The organism is Sutcliffiella horikoshii, from assembly GCF_021991925.1.
Classification (GTDB): Bacteria; Bacillota; Bacilli; order Bacillales; family Bacillaceae_I; genus Sutcliffiella_A; species Sutcliffiella_A horikoshii_F.
Map to the genome: position 1 here is coordinate 1 of NZ_RXZI01000015.1, position 17416 is coordinate 17416.

The 17416-nt window shown below is 44.9% G+C and carries 19 protein-coding genes, 2 tRNA genes and 1 rRNA gene; 16 read left to right on the top strand and 6 right to left on the bottom strand.

All coding sequences use genetic code 11. From position 1 onward, the window contains the following. The first annotated feature begins 201 nt into the window (after window positions 1–201). From rrf to EKQ44_RS20775, 3 genes are all read left to right on the top strand, one after another. A 5S ribosomal RNA gene (gene rrf / locus EKQ44_RS20765) occupies window positions 202–318 on the top strand. A gap of 32 nt (window positions 319–350) precedes the next feature. Continuing rightward, window positions 351–427 (top strand) — tRNA-Met (locus tag EKQ44_RS20770). 5 nt (window positions 428–432) lie between these two features. Next, window positions 433–508: transfer RNA gene (locus EKQ44_RS20775), tRNA-Asp, on the top strand. Window positions 509–819: 311 nt separating this feature from the next. Here EKQ44_RS20775 and EKQ44_RS20780 read toward each other — a convergent pair. Then, entirely contained in the window at window positions 820–1743 is a 924-nt protein-coding gene (locus tag EKQ44_RS20780) for a DUF2268 domain-containing putative Zn-dependent protease (protein ID WP_237665419.1), read from the bottom strand. Window positions 1744–1944: 201 nt separating this feature from the next. Continuing rightward, complete coding sequence (locus tag EKQ44_RS20785; RefSeq protein ID WP_237665420.1) at window positions 1945–2262, bottom strand: DUF3243 domain-containing protein; 318 nt, start codon at window positions 2260–2262, stop codon at window positions 1945–1947. Window positions 2263–2419: 157 nt separating this feature from the next. Here EKQ44_RS20785 and thiL point away from each other — a divergent pair, with 157 nt between their 5' ends. The 8 genes from thiL (at window position 2420) to EKQ44_RS20825 (ending at window position 8463) form a co-directional block, all read left to right on the top strand. Beyond that, complete coding sequence (gene thiL, locus EKQ44_RS20790; RefSeq protein WP_237665421.1) at window positions 2420–3400, top strand: thiamine-phosphate kinase; 981 nt, start codon at window positions 2420–2422, stop codon at window positions 3398–3400. A gap of 12 nt (window positions 3401–3412) precedes the next feature. Then, a complete protein-coding gene (tsaE, locus tag EKQ44_RS20795) occupies window positions 3413–3868 on the top strand; it encodes a tRNA (adenosine(37)-N6)-threonylcarbamoyltransferase complex ATPase subunit type 1 TsaE (RefSeq protein ID WP_237665422.1) in 456 nt (151 codons plus the stop codon). After that, window positions 3865–4560, top strand: coding sequence for a tRNA (adenosine(37)-N6)-threonylcarbamoyltransferase complex dimerization subunit type 1 TsaB (gene tsaB / locus EKQ44_RS20800; protein ID WP_237665423.1), 696 nt, complete (start codon window positions 3865–3867; stop codon window positions 4558–4560). The genes tsaE and tsaB overlap by 4 nt, the downstream gene beginning before the upstream one ends. Window positions 4561–4569: 9 nt before the next feature. After that, on the top strand, window positions 4570–5019 hold the full coding sequence (rimI, locus tag EKQ44_RS20805; RefSeq protein WP_237665424.1) for a ribosomal protein S18-alanine N-acetyltransferase: 450 nt from the start codon (window positions 4570–4572) through the stop codon (window positions 5017–5019). Then, window positions 5016–6050 (top strand): tRNA (adenosine(37)-N6)-threonylcarbamoyltransferase complex transferase subunit TsaD, encoded by a 1035-nt coding sequence (gene tsaD / locus EKQ44_RS20810; protein WP_269151753.1) that lies wholly within the window; start codon window positions 5016–5018, stop codon window positions 6048–6050. Before rimI ends, tsaD begins: the two co-directional genes overlap by 4 nt. A 472-nt stretch (window positions 6051–6522) precedes the next feature. Continuing rightward, on the top strand, window positions 6523–6891 hold the full coding sequence (locus EKQ44_RS20815) for a GntR family transcriptional regulator (RefSeq protein ID WP_237665426.1): 369 nt from the start codon (window positions 6523–6525) through the stop codon (window positions 6889–6891). Beyond that, a complete protein-coding gene (locus EKQ44_RS20820) occupies window positions 6888–7769 on the top strand; it encodes an ABC transporter ATP-binding protein (RefSeq protein WP_237665427.1) in 882 nt (293 codons plus the stop codon). Before EKQ44_RS20815 ends, EKQ44_RS20820 begins: the two co-directional genes overlap by 4 nt. Continuing rightward, window positions 7762–8463: a DUF4052 family protein gene (locus EKQ44_RS20825; protein WP_237665428.1), complete on the top strand. Its 702-nt coding sequence runs from the start codon at window positions 7762–7764 to the stop codon at window positions 8461–8463. The genes EKQ44_RS20820 and EKQ44_RS20825 overlap by 8 nt, the downstream gene beginning before the upstream one ends. A 28-nt stretch (window positions 8464–8491) precedes the next feature. Here EKQ44_RS20825 and EKQ44_RS20830 read toward each other — a convergent pair whose 3' ends face one another. Further along, a complete protein-coding gene (locus EKQ44_RS20830; RefSeq protein WP_237665429.1) occupies window positions 8492–8680 on the bottom strand; it encodes a hypothetical protein in 189 nt (62 codons plus the stop codon). 18 nt (window positions 8681–8698) lie between these two features. Next, window positions 8699–10639, bottom strand: coding sequence for an ABC-F family ATP-binding cassette domain-containing protein (locus tag EKQ44_RS20835; RefSeq protein ID WP_237665448.1), 1941 nt, complete (start codon window positions 10637–10639; stop codon window positions 8699–8701). 426 nt (window positions 10640–11065) lie between these two features. On the opposite strand from EKQ44_RS20835, the gene EKQ44_RS20840 reads away from it, so the two are divergent. Genes EKQ44_RS20840 through tatC form a run of 3 tightly spaced genes read left to right on the top strand, consistent with a single transcriptional unit; the run spans window position 11066 to window position 12706 of the window. Continuing rightward, complete coding sequence (locus tag EKQ44_RS20840; protein ID WP_237665430.1) at window positions 11066–11704, top strand: redox-sensing transcriptional repressor Rex; 639 nt, start codon at window positions 11066–11068, stop codon at window positions 11702–11704. A gap of 43 nt (window positions 11705–11747) precedes the next feature. Continuing rightward, on the top strand, window positions 11748–11930 hold the full coding sequence (locus EKQ44_RS20845) for a twin-arginine translocase TatA/TatE family subunit (RefSeq protein ID WP_063558822.1): 183 nt from the start codon (window positions 11748–11750) through the stop codon (window positions 11928–11930). 17 nt (window positions 11931–11947) lie between these two features. Continuing rightward, window positions 11948–12706 carry a twin-arginine translocase subunit TatC gene (gene tatC / locus EKQ44_RS20850; RefSeq protein WP_237665431.1) on the top strand — a complete coding sequence of 253 codons (759 nt, stop codon included), beginning with the start codon at window positions 11948–11950 and terminating at the stop codon, window positions 12704–12706. A 539-nt stretch (window positions 12707–13245) separates the two neighbouring features. On the opposite strand, the gene EKQ44_RS20855 is transcribed toward tatC, so the two are convergent. Continuing rightward, window positions 13246–13452: a YdiK family protein gene (locus EKQ44_RS20855; protein WP_237665432.1), complete on the bottom strand. Its 207-nt coding sequence runs from the start codon at window positions 13450–13452 to the stop codon at window positions 13246–13248. A gap of 42 nt (window positions 13453–13494) precedes the next feature. Then, on the bottom strand, window positions 13495–14241 hold the full coding sequence (locus EKQ44_RS20860; protein WP_237665433.1) for a CPBP family intramembrane glutamic endopeptidase: 747 nt from the start codon (window positions 14239–14241) through the stop codon (window positions 13495–13497). Window positions 14242–14817: 576 nt separating this feature from the next. On the opposite strand from EKQ44_RS20860, the gene groES reads away from it, so the two are divergent. Next, window positions 14818–15105 carry a co-chaperone GroES gene (groES, locus tag EKQ44_RS20865; protein ID WP_063558818.1) on the top strand — a complete coding sequence of 96 codons (288 nt, stop codon included), beginning with the start codon at window positions 14818–14820 and terminating at the stop codon, window positions 15103–15105. A 235-nt stretch (window positions 15106–15340) separates the two neighbouring features. Then, entirely contained in the window at window positions 15341–16972 is a 1632-nt protein-coding gene (gene groL / locus EKQ44_RS20870; RefSeq protein ID WP_237665434.1) for a chaperonin GroEL, read from the top strand. Window positions 16973–17416: the final 444 nt, after the last annotated feature.

Consider the following 17416-nt stretch of genomic DNA (forward strand, 5'->3'; position numbering starts at 1 on the left):
ATCAGGTAGATAGGTTCGAGGTGGAAGCATGGCGACATGTGGAGCTGACGAATACTAATCGATCGAGGACTTAACCCAACAATAAGTAAATGTATGAACGATAGGAATTTCTTGATATGAACACATTATCTAGTTTTGAAGGAACAAGAAAGTTGAAAAACTTCTTGATTTTTCTTCCTAGTTATATTACAATAGTATATGTCTGGTAATGATGGCGAAGAGGTCACACCCGTTCCCATACCGAACACGGAAGTTAAGCTCTTCAGCGCCGATGGTAGTTGGGGGATCTCCCCCTGTGAGAGTAGGACGTTGCCAGGCAAGTGCTTTTGTAAAATAGCATATATTATTGTCGCGGGGTGGAGCAGTCTGGTAGCTCGTCGGGCTCATAACCCGAAGGTCGCAGGTTCAAATCCTGTCCCCGCAACCAAATAAGGTCCCGTGGTGTAGCGGTTAACATGCCTGCCTGTCACGCAGGAGATCGCCGGTTCGATCCCGGTCGGGACCGCCATTCTTTTAAAATGCGAAACTAGGTTTCGTTATTTTTTTTGTCTTTTTTTAGACTTGTTGAGGATTGAACTCCTTATATTTGCACTTGTGATGGTTCTAAACATCCTCAATAACGACTAAATCCCTTATCTTTACGCTTGCAGTAACTGCCCCATTACCATAACTAATTACCATAACTAATTCCAAACCCTCTCCAAATAAGAAGCTCCGTAAATACCTGACTCCTTCTCATCAAAAGTTCCTTCCATTCCTCAAAACAAAAAAAGAACGAGCCCCCTTATCCGAGGACCCATTCCTTCTGCCTACTACCTATCAATTATAATTCGCTTTATGTGCTTCAAGAATTTCTTCAGAACTTGCGGCTGTCCAATCTTCAATGGATGCACCCTCATTTGCGTCTACATAGGACTTAACCATTTTATAGCTTTCGCTGTATCCATATTGGTTAGGCAGGCCGTTTCTTCCGCCTTTGAAGATTTCTTGTGTCTTTTTATCATCTTCTTTTTCCAATTCCCCTTCAATTCTTGACCATAGATCTTTGTTGAACGATTCATCTACAGGTGCTGCGTTAATGTTAGGGTACACAAGCTTTTGGAACATAGTTCCTTTTCCTTCGATTACAAGGTTATCCAAAACGGTGAAGGTTTCGCCGTTATAGTGGTTATCCACCCAGTAGCTGTGGTGATACTTGTTAGCTACCCCTGCTTTAAGGATGTTGTCTGTCGTATTGCGGTCATAGAAAACAACAATTTGGCCTACACCTGCAGTGACAAAGGTTGCTTGTGCGTTGTTGTCGGTCGGGAATACACATACAGTGGTTTTGCTACCTTCTAGTGGAAGCTCTTTGGACGATTTTGTTAAAGAGTCTTTGATGGCAGCATTGATCTTGCGAGCGTCCATTCTCTTTAGGTTATCCTGAACAGCGATTCTGTTCTTTGGTGGAGCAAGAACATAGTCTGTCATCTGTTCAAACTCTCCGCCTTTGTAACATCTATCCGCAACCTCGTCAAGGATGCTTGAAGTGTACAGTGCAGTTGCTTCTTCCCCTTTAAGTCCTTCTGCATAAAATGCTTCATACAACTGGTACACGTGAATAATCTCAAATTCTTGTCCATCTTTTTCAAAGGTGTACTCTAAGCCTATTGCCTCTTCGGCTTCGGCTTCTACTCCTCCGTTGTTACAACCTGTTAATGCTAAAGCCAAGATGAGAAAAAAGAAAAAACTAGTAAAGCGCATTGATTTCCCTCCTAAGATAGTATTTGCCCCCTATAGATTATATATCGGCAACCAAGTTTAAATATTCTATAAATTATGACAAATTCCTTCTTTTTCATTATATTTTTATGGAGGAAATTTTACCCACTAAAAAAGCCACCTCTAGAGGTGGCAGGATATTTAAAATAGGTTTTATCCAATTGTAGGGTGTATTTACTACGATTAATCTACTAGTTTGACTAGCATATGCGCAAGTTTGTGACGCTCGTCTTTGTCCCCGACTTTCCATAGTTCCTGAAGAAGCTTTTCTTCACTGTTTCTTGGGTCCTCATGCTTCGCTAGGTAATCTGCTACTTTTTCAGCTGCAACAGCAAGCTGTTCTTCGCCTAAGCCTACTTTTTTCCCTTTGGACACTTTTTCACTTAAATAGCTCTTGAAGGTATCGAAGTCGGCTAGGATCTGCTCTTTTTTGCTTGGGTCCATGTTTTCTACTTTACGTTCCACTCTGTCTTCTGTAGCTTGACGATCTGTGTATGCCATTTCATTTATTCCTCCTCTGAATTTAAGCGTTCTCTTGTCCATATCCTTTTTATGGGAGTGTTAAACCTTATAAAGCATATCTTGCAGAATTATTTTCTTTATAGTGTCCCTTTCGCTATAATAGTGGGTAGCAGTCGGAAGCAAAGGAGTGAAGAGATTGTCCATTTCAGATGAGTTTGCTTTTATAAAAGATATTCAGCCAAGCAGATTGTTCCATGAAGAGATGGTGGTTGGGATTGGCGATGATGCGGCAATAGTCTCTATAGAGGATGGGTATGAGAAAATCGTGTGCGTGGATACGATGGTGGAGGATGTTCATTTTACTAGACAGACAATGAAGCCTTTTGATATCGGATTCAAGGCACTTGCCGCAAACATCAGTGATGTGGCAGCGATGGGTGGATACCCGCTGTATTATCTCGTTTCCATCACGATCCCGAAAAGCTGGAAACCCGAAGAGCTGAAGGAAATCTATGACGGCATGAAGCAGCTTGGTGATCAATATAAAATGGATTTGATCGGTGGAGACACGACTTCCGGCAAAACGATGGTGTTAAGTGTTTTTGTTATCGGGAAAGTGGAGGCTGGGAAAAGGCTGCTCCGTTCTAATGCAAAGGAAGGCGATATGGTGTTTGTCTCCGGTTCTTTGGGAGATTCGGCTGGTGGGTTGGATATCCTTTTACATAACGAAAACGAATCGGCTGCGTATCAAACATTAGTAACGAAGCATCAACAGCCAAAGCCTCAGGTGGAATTGGGAAGGATCTTGAGCGGCTATGAGCGTGTTTCCCTAAATGATGTGAGTGACGGCTTGGCAAGTGAGCTTCTCGAGATTGCAGAAGCCAGCCAGGTAGATATATTGATAAATAAGGAAACAATACCTATAAGTGATGATTTACGGAACTATGATGGTGACAAGGCCTTCGGTTGGGCCATGACTGGCGGGGAAGATTTTGAGTTGGTAGGATCCATTCCTGCGACTGATTGGGATTCCTTGCAGGAGAAATGCATGGCATCCGGTATATCGATCAGCAAAATCGGTTCTGTCCGAGGTGGTCAGGGACAAGTATTCCTTCAGACGGATGAAGGGCTGCAGAAGCTGAAAAAAGAAGGATATAATCATTTTAATAGAAGTTAGGAGTAGGATGATATGTTGCAAGTGGAGCTTATGACACATTCTGCCGAGGAGACGATGGCAAAGTCCGAGGCGCTTGGAAAATTGATGAGAGGCGGCGAGGTCCTGCTGTTGGAAGGTGATCTTGGCGCAGGGAAGACCACTTTTACAAAAGGGTTGGCAAAAGGACTTGAGATCAAGAGGAATGTGAACAGTCCAACCTTTACCATCATCAAGGAATACCAAGGGCGCCTCCCGCTCTACCATATGGATGTGTACCGCTTGGCTGACAGTGAAGAGGATCTTGGATTTGATGATTATTTTGAAGGAGAAGGTGTGACGGTGGTGGAATGGGCACACCTGATCGAAGAATTTTTACCGAATGAGCGGTTGGAAATCTATATCTATCACCATGGGGACGAGGAACGGAAGCTCGTGCTCACGCCAAAAGGGGAAAGATATGAAGCTATCTGTAAGGAGTTAATGGAATGACGAAAGTATTAGCGATTGATACATCTACCTATGTGCTGGGGGTAGCTATTGTCGAGGAAGACAAAGTAATCGGGGAACTGGTGACAAATGTGAAAAAAAATCACTCGCTGCGTGCGATGCCTGCAGTCGAGAAGCTTATGCAGGATTGTGAGGTAGCTCCTTCTGATCTTGAGCGGATTGTGGTGGGAAAAGGCCCAGGCTCTTATACGGGAGTCAGGATCGGTGTGACGCTTGCGAAGACGCTTGCGTGGTCGTTGAAGATTCCGCTTGTTGGGATTTCCAGCTTGGAGCTTGTGGCAGCGAATGGCCGTTATTTTCAAGGAAGTATCTGCGCCTTACAGGATGCTAGACGTGGTCAGGTGTACACGGGGCTTTATCGTTTCCAAGGGGACGAGCTCGTTACACAGATAGAAGACGTCAACATCCTGATGGTAGACTGGCTGCATGCATTAAAAGAAAGACAGGAGCCGGTATTGTTCATCGGAAATGATGTGCACCTCCATAAGGAAACCATCATAGAGTACCTTGGGGAACTGGCGCATTTTGCACAGGTCAGCGAACATAACCCGAGACCAAGTGAGCTGGCTTTCCTTGGCTTGAAAAGGGAGGCGGAAGACGCCCATTCCTTCGTGCCGAATTATACAAGGCTTGCAGAAGCAGAGGCGAAATGGCTGGAAAGTAAAGAAAAATAGGTGAGCGGAATGAATACTATGATAGGAATATCACGAATGACGGTTTATGATATAGAAGGCGTTCACCGGGTGGAGCTTAAATCTTTTGCCACACCTTGGACAAAGGATGCCTTCTATTATGAACTGACCAACAACCCCTATGCCCATTATCTCGTGATGAAAGAATACGACCGGGTCATAGGGTATTGCGGGATCTGGATTGTCATGGGGGAAGCGCAAATCACGAACATAGCGGTTGACCCAGCATGTCGAGGCAGGAAGCTTGGCGATCTTTTACTAGGAAAAGCTATGGAATATTGTAAAATGGTCGGAGCCACCACCGTTTCGCTTGAAGTGAGGGTTTCGAATGTAGTGGCGCAAAGGCTCTATCGCAAACACGGCTTCCAAAACGGAGGCATCCGAAAAAAATACTATGTGGATAACAATGAAGATGCACTAGTAATGTGGGTGAATATATGAAAACAAACGCAGAAAAAGACGAACTAATATTAGGGATCGAAACGAGCTGTGATGAGACGGCGGTAGCGATCATCAAGAACGGCAAGGAAATTGTGGCAAATATCGTTTCCTCTCAAATAGAGAGCCACCAACGTTTTGGCGGGGTAGTGCCGGAAATCGCTTCCCGCCATCATGTGGAACAGATGACGGTGGTGTTGGAGGAAGCGCTGGAACAAGGCGGCGTGAATCTGGCAGACATAGATGCGATCGCAGTGACCGAAGGACCTGGGCTTGTGGGGGCACTTTTGATTGGTGTGAACGCGGCAAAGGCGGTGGCATTTGCCCACCAGAAGCCACTCGTAGGGGTCCACCACATTGCCGGCCATATCTATGCCAACCAGCTTGTGGCGGACCTTGACTTCCCGTTGCTTGCGCTCGTCGTGTCAGGCGGGCACACAGAGCTTGTGTACATGAAAGAGCACGGATCCTTTGAAGTAATCGGGGAAACGCGTGATGACGCCGTAGGAGAAGCCTATGACAAGGTGGCGCGCACGCTTCAGTTGCCATATCCAGGCGGCCCTCACATCGATCGTATGGCGGCGGAGGGGACGCCTTCTATCAAGCTGCCAAGAGCGTGGCTCGAAGAAGACTCCTATGATTTCAGTTTTTCAGGCTTGAAGTCAGCAGTGATCAACACCCTCCACAATGCCAAGCAAAAGGGGGAAGAAATCATCCCTGAGGATCTTGCGGCTAGCTTCCAAGCGAGCGTGATTGAGGTGCTGGTTGGAAAGACGATCCGCGCGATGAAGGAATATGGCGTGAATCAGGTGTTGCTTGCAGGCGGGGTTGCGGCGAACAAGGGACTGCGTACTGCCCTGCAGGATGCTGTGGATAAAGAAGGGAAGAACCTGGTGATTCCTCCACTATCCCTGTGTACAGACAACGCTGCCATGATAGCAACGGCAGGAAGTGTGATGTATAGACTAGGAAAGCGATCTGGAATGGACCTGAATGCCAATCCAGGATTGGATATCGAGAAGCCTTTTAACTGACTTTGTGCAGTTGGAAGGCTTTTTTCTTTTGTGTACTTACGGGAGATTGGAAAGGTTTTCATAAGGAGAGGGGTGTTATCCACACTTCTGTGGATTAAATGTGGATATATACCCAAATATCCACTAAAATAAACCTCCTAAATGTGAATAAAAAATGTGGATAACTTTGTGTGATTTTGTGGATAGTGTGAATAATTATCTTGATAACTTATAAAACAAGGGTGGATATGTGTATAAACCTGTGGGTAAGTAGTGCTAGTCGACAAGCTTCAGCAGGATACCTTTTTTGTTCGACAAAATGCGCGTGATGAGAAAATTGGGATAACTTACGAGGATAATTCCTTTTGGAAATATTTAAAAATCCCATTGACTTCCATTCTGTTAACTTATATAGTTAGTTACATAAGTAATGAACCAAATAACAAAACCCGCTAATATAAAACAACACAAGTAAACCAAAGTAGGTGAATACGTGGAAATTAATCTTAAAAGTGACATACCCATCTTCCAGCAGGTGGCCGAACTGATCGAGAGCGGCATCTTAGAAGGCAGTATGCAGGAGGGGGAACGGGTGCCATCCACAAACGAATTTGCGAAATACTATCAGATCAACCCAGCAACAGCAGCCAAGGGAATCAATCAGTTGGTGGATCAGGAAATCTTATTTAAGAAAAGAGGGGTCGGAATGTTTGTTGCAGAGGGAGCAAAGAAGATCATCCTTACAAAAAGGAAAGCGGCATTTTTCAAAGACTTTATCGTTCCTTTAAAAAAGGAAGCGGGGAAGCTTGGGATCAGTGAAGAGGAATTGACAGACTTTATACGCAAGGGGGAAGGGGAATGAGAGTGGAACTGAAGAACGTGTCTAAAAACTTTGGCATGAAAAAAGCAGTGGATGACCTGACGCTTACGCTTGAAGAAAACAAAATCTACGGTCTGCTTGGACGGAATGGGGCAGGTAAAACCACCTTGATGCAGCTGCTGGCGGGGCATGCCCTCCCTACATCAGGGGAAATCCTCATTAACGGTCAAAATCCATTTAACAACAGACAGATCACGAAAGACATTTGCCTGGTAAACGAAAGCAATAACTTCATCAAACGCCTAAAAATCAAGGACATCCTGAAAGTGGCGTCCCTCTTTTACCCCAACTGGTCCTGGGACACGGCTAATGCGCTGCTCACCACCTTCAACCTGGATCCTTCCCTTAAAACGAAGGGCTTATCAAAGGGGATGGAATCCTCGCTTGGCATCATCATCGGGCTTGCCAGCAGGGCGAAAATCACCATCCTGGATGAACCGTATATCGGACTAGATGCAGCGGCCAGGTTTAGATTTTACGAAGTGCTCTTAGAAGAATATGAGGAATACCCGCGGACCATCATCTTATCCACACATCTGATTGACGAAGTGAGCAACTTATTCGAGGAAGTAATCTTATTGAGGAGCGGGGAAGTGGTTTTCCACAAGTCCACAGAAGAACTTCTGGCTTCGAGCATAACGGTATCGGGGAAAAGGGAAGCCGTAGATGAGTTCGCACAAGGCAAGCGAGTGTTGCATGAATCGGTCCTTGCAGGAAGGAAGACCGCGACCTTGTTTGGGGAAAGCTTGACGGTGGAAGAAGCGGCAGCCCATAACCTGGATGCAGATCGCAGTTCCATTCAACAATTGATGGTGTATATGACAGAAGAAGAGTCAAAAGGAGGCAAACAGTATGCTTAACGAAATGAAGGCGGTACTTTATTATTTGGCAGTGGATATTCGCTACTCGTTCATGGTGTTTTGGTCCATTCTGATTCTCAGTCTGACCGCCATGTTCATCATTGTGCTATCGTTTGAGACGAGGATGATTGTGACCACTAGCATGGCCATCTACATTTTCTGCGGCATCACAGGCTTTTTGACGACAAAAGAGACCTTTCCTTATTGCATCAAGCTTGGTGCGACGAGAACGCAATACTTGCTGAGCGTCCTTGTTTACTGTGCAGCGGTGGCAGCAGTGTTTTCCATCGTCCACGTCATCGTCCAGGGAATCTTCAATAGCCTGGTGCAAGCAGGGGCAAGCGGGCGATTTTTAACCTACCACACCTTGCAGGCCACAACGCTTGCGAACACATGGTATAACCAATTGCTAGTCGACCTGATCATCTGTTTCCTATTATTATCTCTTGGCTTCCTTTTAGGCTCTGTTTTCTATCGATTTGGCCTCATCGGAGGATTTGGGACATTGGCAGTTCTGGCGATTCTCGTTATCTTGCCAAATACAAGAACCTTTATACTAGATGCATTTGGGAGTATGGAAGGATGGAAGCTAGGGGTTAATTTTCTGATGCTGGTGGGAGTTGCCTTACTGGCGTACTTGCCGAACTGGGGGATGCTTAGGAAAGCGTCGACGGTGCCTGGGGCGACGAGATAGATATTGCCAATAAAAAGAGGAAAGGGTTTTATCCCCTTCCTCTTTTCTGTTTCTTCTGGAAAAACAAATAATAAATTCCTAGTCCGAGTCCTGCAAAGTTGATAGCCAGCATCACAAAAAAGTAAGCTTCAACCGGGCCGGTAAAGATATAGTACAAGTATCTAATCGTATTGATAATAATGACAAGCAATAAAATGACTGAAAAAGTCTTATTCATCCAATCCCCCTAGCAAACTTAGACAAGCTCTTCCCATTCCTCCATCAAAGCAAGAAGCCTCTCCTGAAATGCTTCGTTCGCGGTGTTCAGCTCAAGCACCTTTTCATGATCCTGATAGACCTCTGGCAGGCAAAGTTCGCTTTCGTTATGCTCGATTTTCTGTTCCAACTCTTCCATCTCTTTTTCTATCTCTTCGACTCGGCGTTTGCGCTGGCGTTCGAGACGCTTTGCTTCTTTTTCCTGCTCGTAACTCAATTTTTCCGGTGCGTCAGTAGTTGCGGCGGAAGTGACCTTAGAAGCTTTGGAACTCGCAGTCTCTGCTTCCAATCGCTCAAGCTCCAACGCCTCTTCTTTTTTCTCCACATAATAGTCGTAGTCGCCGAGGTACTCTGTCGCGCCAACGGTACTAAGCTCATATACTTTCGTCGCCAAGCGATTGATGAAATAGCGGTCATGGGAAACGAATAGGATCGTTCCGGGATAATCGATCAAGGCATTCTCTAGAATTTCCTTGCTGTCCAAGTCCAGATGGTTGGTAGGCTCGTCCAGGATCAGGACATTGGAGCGCTCCATCATCAGCTTGGAAAGGGCAAGCCGCGCCTTCTCGCCACCACTTAACGTGGATACAGGTTTCAACACGTCATCACCGGAAAATAGGAAGTTTCCAAGAACGGTGCGGATTTCTTTCTCCATCTTCTGAGGATACTCGTCCCAAAGTTCCGCTAAAACCGTCTTGTTGGAGGTAAGGTCTGCCTGCTGCTGATCGTAGTAGCTAATCGACACATTGGCCCCAAAGGAAAACGTCCCTTCAAGCGGCTTTAATTTTCTGACAAGCGTCTTTAATAAGGTAGACTTCCCGATTCCGTTTGGCCCGACAAGTGCAACACTGTCGCCGCGGCTCATCGAAAAGTCGACATGACGGAAGACAGGGGTGGTGTCATAGGAAACGGCCAAGTCTCTTGCTTTAAGAACATCATTTCCGCTTTGGCGGTCGATATCAAACATAATGGAAGCAGATTTCTCATCGCCTTTCGGTCGGTCCATCACGTCCATTTTCTCCAGCTGCCTGCGACGGCTTTGGGCACGCTTGGTGGTAGAGGCACGGGCAAGGTTCTTTGCCACAAAATCTTGCAGCTTGGCAATCTCGTCCTGCTGCTTCTCAAACATCTTCATTTCGCGTTCATACTGCTCGGCTTTCTGCTCGAGGTACTTGCTATAGTTTCCTATGAACTTAGCGGATTGCTTGCGCGAAATCTCGTATACGATGTTTACGACTTTGTCCAAGAAATAACGGTCATGGGAAACGATCAGCAACGCGCCAGGGTAGCCTTGAAGGTAGTTCTCAAGCCAAGATAGCGTATCGATGTCCAAGTGGTTGGTCGGCTCATCGAGGATAAGGAGATCTGGCTTGGTTAAAAGTAATTTTGCCAGCGCCAGGCGGGTCCGTTGTCCGCCACTTAACGTTTCAATAGGTGTTTGGTAATCGTACTCGGAAAAGCGAAGTCCGTGCAGGACGGAGCGGATATCTGCTTCATATTGAAAGCCGCCTTTTTGTTTGAAGGCTTCCTGGACCTCGTCGTATTCCTTGAGGATGCGTGCATATCGCGTTTCATCTTCAAAGTATGCGGGGTCGCCCATCTTCGCTTCGAGTGTGCGCATTTGTGTTTCGAGTTCGCGCAGGCCGGTGAATACGGTCAGCATCTCGTCCCAGATCGAGCGCTCAGTCTGCAAGCCTGTGTCTTGTGCAAGGTAGCCGATCGACACACCTTTAGGTTTAATCAGGTCTCCTGAATCAAAGGAGAGCTGATTGGATATGATTTTTAATAGGGTGGATTTTCCAGCCCCATTGCGCCCCACAAGGGCAATGCGATCTTTCGATTGTACTTCTAGTTTTATATTCGATAAAATAAGGTCAGCGCCGAAATATTTGGTCAGCTGATTTACTTGTAAAATAATCATCATCTTCACCTCGAGTAATTCTAGATTAAGTGTATCTTTCTTTGGGGTTTACATCAAGATTTTGGGTATTTCATTGTCAGGTAGAGGGGATGTTTCATTGGATAGGGAGGCTAGTTTAGGCTGGATCGCCCGAAAATCGTGAGAATCGCCCGTATTTTTTTATTTTTGCCCGAATCGTTGGTTTTTTCGCCCGATTGGTATCGAGAACCGCCCGTAAATTTCAAAAATCGCCCGAAAAATGAAATTTCCGCCCGAATCAGATTGCGGATGTAGCCCGGATCCCACTTCCGCCTCAAACCTCAAGGGCCACCGGGAAGCCAAGCCAAAGAACATCTTCTGGAAAAATAGTATAGACATAGAAATGTAATCGTTTTCGTTCCGTGGTAGAATAGAGGAGCAAACAGGTTCGACAAATGGGGGAGTACAATGAATAACGAACAACTGAAAATTCCACAAGCAACGGCCAAGCGGCTGCCGCTGTACTATCGGTTCATACAGAACTTGCATTCGTCCGGCAAGCAGCGCGTATCATCGGCAGAGCTGAGTGAAGCGGTCAAGGTCGATAGTGCGACGATCCGACGGGACTTCAGCTACTTCGGTGCACTGGGGAAAAAGGGGTATGGATATAATGTTCAATATTTGTTAACTTTTTTCAGGAAAACGCTCGACCAAGATGAATTGACATATGTTACTCTAATAGGTGTAGGTAATTTAGGAACCGCCTTCCTACATTATAATTTTATGAAAAACAATAATACGAAAATAGTGATGGCCTTTGATGTGGACGAGTCCAAGATCGGCTCGGAAATCGGGGGAGTCCCTGTTTATCATTTAGACGATATTGAAGAACAAATGCCTGAGAATGTAACGGTAGCCATCTTGACGGTTCCGGCTCCGGTAGCACAGCCAATAGCGGATAGACTTGTAGAAAAGGGCGTAAAGGGCATACTGAACTTTACACCGGCACGTATCAATGTACCGGAAGAGATACGCATCCACCATATCGATTTGGCGGTGGAACTGCAGTCATTGGTATATTTTCTCAAGCACTATCCAAGCGAGTGAAAAAGTAGTAGAATGAGTATATTTCAAGGAGGTGGCAAACAATATGCCAGGTGGATTAGGAATGGGAAGCCTCTTACTTATTGTATTTGTAGCACTATTAATCTTCGGACCAAGCAAGTTACCTCAACTCGGTAAAGCAGCAGGGAACACATTGCGTGAATTCAAGAACGCAACAAAAGGATTGGCCGATGACGACGATAAAGAGAAAAAAGAAGAAACGAAGTAATGTAAGGATGAACATATATGCTAGATAGAGAAATGTCGGTGTATGACCATATAGGCGAGCTCCGAAAAAGAATCATCATCATAGCATCCTTCTTTTTCGTTTCGGCAATCGGCGGCTTTTTCCTAGCCGAACCGATCATTGTCTATTTACAGCAAACAGATCAAGCGAAAGACCTCACCATGAACGCCTTTCGCATGACAGATTCCATCAAGATCTTTATGCAATTCGCCTTTTTGATTGCATTTATCCTGACGTTCCCCGTCATTCTCTACCAGCTATGGGCCTTCATCAGCCCCGGCTTGTATGAAAGGGAACGCCGCGTCACGTTAAGCTATATCCCAATCTCGATTATCTTGTTTCTAAGCGGTCTTGCTTTCTCTTATTACATCCTGTTTCCATTTGTCGTGGACTTCATGAATAGGTTGGCAGAACGCCTCGAGATCAATCAGGTTATCGGAATAAATGAATACTTTCAGTTCCTTTTCCAGCTGACCATCCCATTCGGCATCCTTTTTCAAATGCCGGTTATTGTGATGTTCTTAACAAGACTTGGGATCATCACCCCAGACTTTATGGTGAAGATCCGCAAGTACGCCTACTTCGGGCTGCTTGTGGTCGGTGCTTTGATCACACCGCCAGAGCTCTTGTCGCATCTGATGGTAACGGTCCCGCTCTTCATCTTATATGAGATCAGCATTGTGATTTCCCGCATTGCTTATCGACAAGCGAAGAAAGCGGAAGCGTTGATGGAGCAGGAAGAGAAGATGAATAATTAGATGTATGCAGGCTCGTACCTTTTTTGAGATTGGGACGGGCTTGTTTTTGTTTTTGCGGTGGCTGCACCGAGTTTATTTAGGTGAGACGAAGGGACATGCCAGGTGGCCCGACGGCCAAATGTCCGAAGATTTTCGAAAGTTGACCGAAGTTTTCCGGAAGTTGTCCAAAGATTTGGCAAAGTTGACCGAAGTTTTTCCGAATTTGACCGAACGAAATTTTGAGGTGTCCGAAGGTCGTTGAAAGTTGGCCGAACAGCTACCATCAAATGTCCGAACCCCTGAACGAATTGACCGAACCCTTTCAAAGGCCCCTCAAAACGAGTAAAATCCCTCTGTTTTTCTACAAAAATAGGTAACATTTCAAAAGCATCCGCGCCCCAACCCCAAAGTACAAACCTAATTACCCAAAACCACTTCTAGTAAAAACCAAACCCCAATCCCTCCGTAAGTGTTAATCCAGGAAGCGAAGAGCCTGAAACGGGATACAGACTCTTCTAAACAAAAAGACCCGCACCCCCAAACGAGGTACGAGTCTCCCATCACTTTTTCTTCTGTTGCATTTCCTTTATCTTCTGATGTAGGAAATAGGACCGGATGGCTACGCCAAAGTCAAACGTGGCAATGAGCATCAACAGGATCGTGTGCCAGTGCCAGATGGTATCCCTTACAGAGACGATAGCCAGGTATAGAAACAAACTGCCCATAATCGCGTAGAAGAAGACCATTCGTAACGGTGTTATTTTCATGTGCAAATCCTCCAGGTAAGTTCAACTCTAGCGGAGAGCTGTTTAAAAGAACGAAATGAAATTGGATACGTTTTGTTGCATCTCTTCCATTTGACGCATCATTTCTTCAATGCGATCACGGAACACATATTGCACGATGACAACAAACGAGTTCATGGCAACGTGGGCGATGATCGGAACGATGATGCGATTTGTTTTTACATAAAGGAAAGCGAAAATGCCTCCCATGACAAAATATATGAGCAGATGCTTGAAATCTTGATGGACCACGGCAAAAAGTAGCGAACTAACTGTCAGTGCAATCGCAAAATTAAACTTCTTATAGATGGCCCCAAAAATGATCTTCCGGAAAATGATCTCCTCTAAGATAGGCCCAGCCACTGCCACCGCAAAAATCATCACCGGGAATGCCGTAACAAATCCCATGATTTCCTGTGTATTCTCAGATCCCGGCTGAATGCCGAAAACCTGCAGCTGAATCTGTGCCGCGACTGCCTGCCCGATCAGTGCAAGCGGGAAACCGACAGCCGACCAGAGAACCGTTTTGGGGATGGAGGCCGTTTCGCCTCGGAAGTCGCCCTTGGTCCATTCATTGCGGAGAATCCAGGTAACAATGGCCAATCCGATCGTGAAACTGATAAATGCCCATACACCAATCAGATAAGCCTCCCTGCTGGCACGCTCCATGCCTTCCCCGACGCCAAGTGCGATCAAGAGAGGGTACCCAAGCAATCCGGAAAGCTGCATCAGGACATATGTAATAATGACTAACCAATATTTTTTCGTCATAATAAGCTCCTCTTAAACCATTATTCACTTTTCGTATTGTACCATATAAACTATATGTCCTTATAACGATAAGGTTTCCCTGAATGCGCTGATTTTACGAATATAAGTAAGTGAAGAGAGTCAAGAAACGCTTAGTTTTGTTAAAATTAGCACCACAAGAAAAAATCCCGTCATAAGAAGGGTCAATCCCGGCATAAACAGAGAGGAATCCCGTCACTAAAGTCAGTTTTCTCGCAATATCCCCCAAGGAAAGATAACCGTATGAATCATCCCGTCACAACAGAGGGAAATCCCTTCATAAGACCCAATAATCCAATCATAACGACAAAAAATCCCGTCACAAAACCTATTAATCCCTTCATAATAAAAATCCACCCCGAAAAACTTCTACAAAAACAGTTTAAACCACCCAACACATGTAGAGAATGAAAAGGGTTGCAAGTCGAAAATTTTTTAGATAAAGATACTTGCAAAACAGAAGCAGATTCATTATTATAATAATTGTGTTAGCACTCAAGTGTTAAGAGTGCTAATAAAAAATAAACCATTACATATGAAACCAAGGAGGTTGTTTTCATGTTAAAGCCATTAGGCGATCGCATTGTAATTGAACTTGTTCAATCAGAGGAAAAAACGGCAAGTGGTATCGTATTACCGGACTCTGCGAAAGAAAAACCTCAAGAAGGTAAAGTAGTAGCAGTAGGATCTGGCCGCGTACTAGAAAGCGGCGAACGCGTAGCACTTGAAGTAGCAGCTGGCGACAGCGTAATCTTCTCCAAATACGCAGGAACTGAAGTGAAATTCGAAGGAAAAGAACTTCTAATCCTAAAAGAAACAGACGTACTTGCAGTAGTAAGCAAATAATTTATCCAAAAAGCGGGGGCTAACCGAACCAGCCCCGTATTCCCTTATAAATTCCCAAACTGGTTGATTGAAGTGGAAGGCGCGAGACTCCTACGGGAGATAGCGGTTACGGGAGACCCCACAGGCGAAGCCGAGGAGGCTCCCGAACCGCCCCGTGGAAAGCGAGCGCCTGCAACGCAAATCAACCCACCAGTAACCCCAAAAATTTTCAACTATACGAGGAGGTCTATCTATCATGGCAAAAGAAATTAAGTTCAGTGAAGAAGCCCGTCGCTCCATGCTTCGCGGTGTAGACAAACTAGCTGATGCAGTGAAAGTAACATTAGGACCAAAAGGACGTAACGTAGTACTTGAAAAGAAATTCGGTTCTCCACTAATCACAAATGATGGTGTAACCATCGCGAAAGAAATCGAATTAGAAGATGCATTCGAAAACATGGGTGCGAAACTTGTAGCAGAAGTTGCAAGCAAAACAAACGACGTTGCCGGTGACGGTACTACAACTGCAACTGTTCTTGCGCAAGCAATGATCCGCGAAGGATTAAAGAACGTGACAGCTGGAGCCAACCCAATGGGCGTTCGTAAAGGAATCGAAAAAGCGGTTGCTGTAGCAATCGAAGAATTAAAAACAATCTCTAAACCAATCGAAGGCAAAGCTTCTATCGCACAAGTTGCAGCTATCTCTGCAGCAGACGAAGAAGTAGGTCAATTGATTGCAGAAGCAATGGAGCGCGTTGGTAACGACGGCGTAATCACGCTTGAAGAGTCCAAAGGCTTCACAACAGAACTTGAAGTAGTAGAAGGTATGCAATTCGACCGTGGATATGCATCTCCATACATGGTAACAGACTCCGACAAAATGGAAGCTGTTCTTGAAAATCCTTATGTGTTAATCACAGATAAGAAAATCACGAACATCCAAGAAATCCTTCCAGTTCTTGAGCAAGTAGTACAACAAGGCAAGCCGTTGTTACTGATTGCAGAAGACGTAGAAGGCGAAGCGTTGGCTACATTAGTAGTGAACAAATTACGTGGAACATTCAATGCAGTAGCAGTTAAAGCTCCTGGATTCGGTGACCGTCGTAAAGCAATGCTTCAAGACATCGCAGTACTAACTGGCGGAGAAGTGATCACAGAAGAACTAGGTCTTGACCTAAAAACTGCGAACATCAGCCAATTAGGACGCGCTGACAAGATCGTTGTTACAAAAGAAAATACTACAGTTGTAAACGGACACGGCAACACTGAGGAAATCCAAGCTCGCGTTGGCCAAATCCGTGCACAATTAGAAGATACAACTTCTGAATTCGACCGTGAAAAATTACAAGAGCGCCTAGCTAAAATCGCTGGTGGCGTAGCTGTAATTAAAGTTGGAGCGGCGACAGAAACAGAACTAAAAGAGCGCAAACTTCGCATTGAAGATGCTCTAAACTCCACACGTGCTGCTGTTGAAGAAGGAATCGTAGCCGGTGGTGGTACAGCATTCGTAAACATCTACAACAAAGTAGCAGAAATCCAAGCAGAAGGCGACGAAGCAACTGGTGTTAACATCGTACTTCGCGCTATGGAAGAGCCTGTACGCCAAATCGCGCACAACGCTGGCCTAGAAGGATCTGTTATCGTAGATCGTCTAAAGAAAGAAGAAATCGGAATCGGATTCAACGCAGCAACAGGCGAATGGGTAAACATGCTTGACGCTGGTATCGTTGACCCAACCAAAGTATCTCGTTCCGCACTACAAAACGCAGCATCCGTATCTGCGATGTTCCTAACTACCGAAGCAGTAGTAGCAGACATCCCAGAAGAAAACGCTGGCGGCGGCATGCCTGACATGGGCGGCATGGGTGGAATGGGCGGAATGATGTAATTCCGTTTCACTAAACTGTGAAGCTGTAAGTAAATATTTGTAACTTAAGGGCTACTTCCTGTTAAATGGAGGTAGTCCTTTTTACTTTGAGAAATTATCGTCCCAATGTAAATTGTATGAAGTATAAAGATTAGATTTTACAAATAACCTCCAAATTAGTAAGATGAATAATTATTTTTGTGAAAATTAGTCATAATAATTATTTTGGGGTGGAGAGAAAGGCTGGTGAATGAGGTTCGATTTGCTTTTGTAGACGAATTTGGTAACTATGGATTATGGCTTTGATTTCAAAAAAGATGACGTCTCTGCACGATGTAACTAATAGGTAGAATTAATACTATTATTGATTTATTTGAAACGATAAATTTTTATAAATCAACTTCATTTCCAACTAATACTAAAATACTAATCACTACTCATCTTCACATAATCAGAAAATAATGT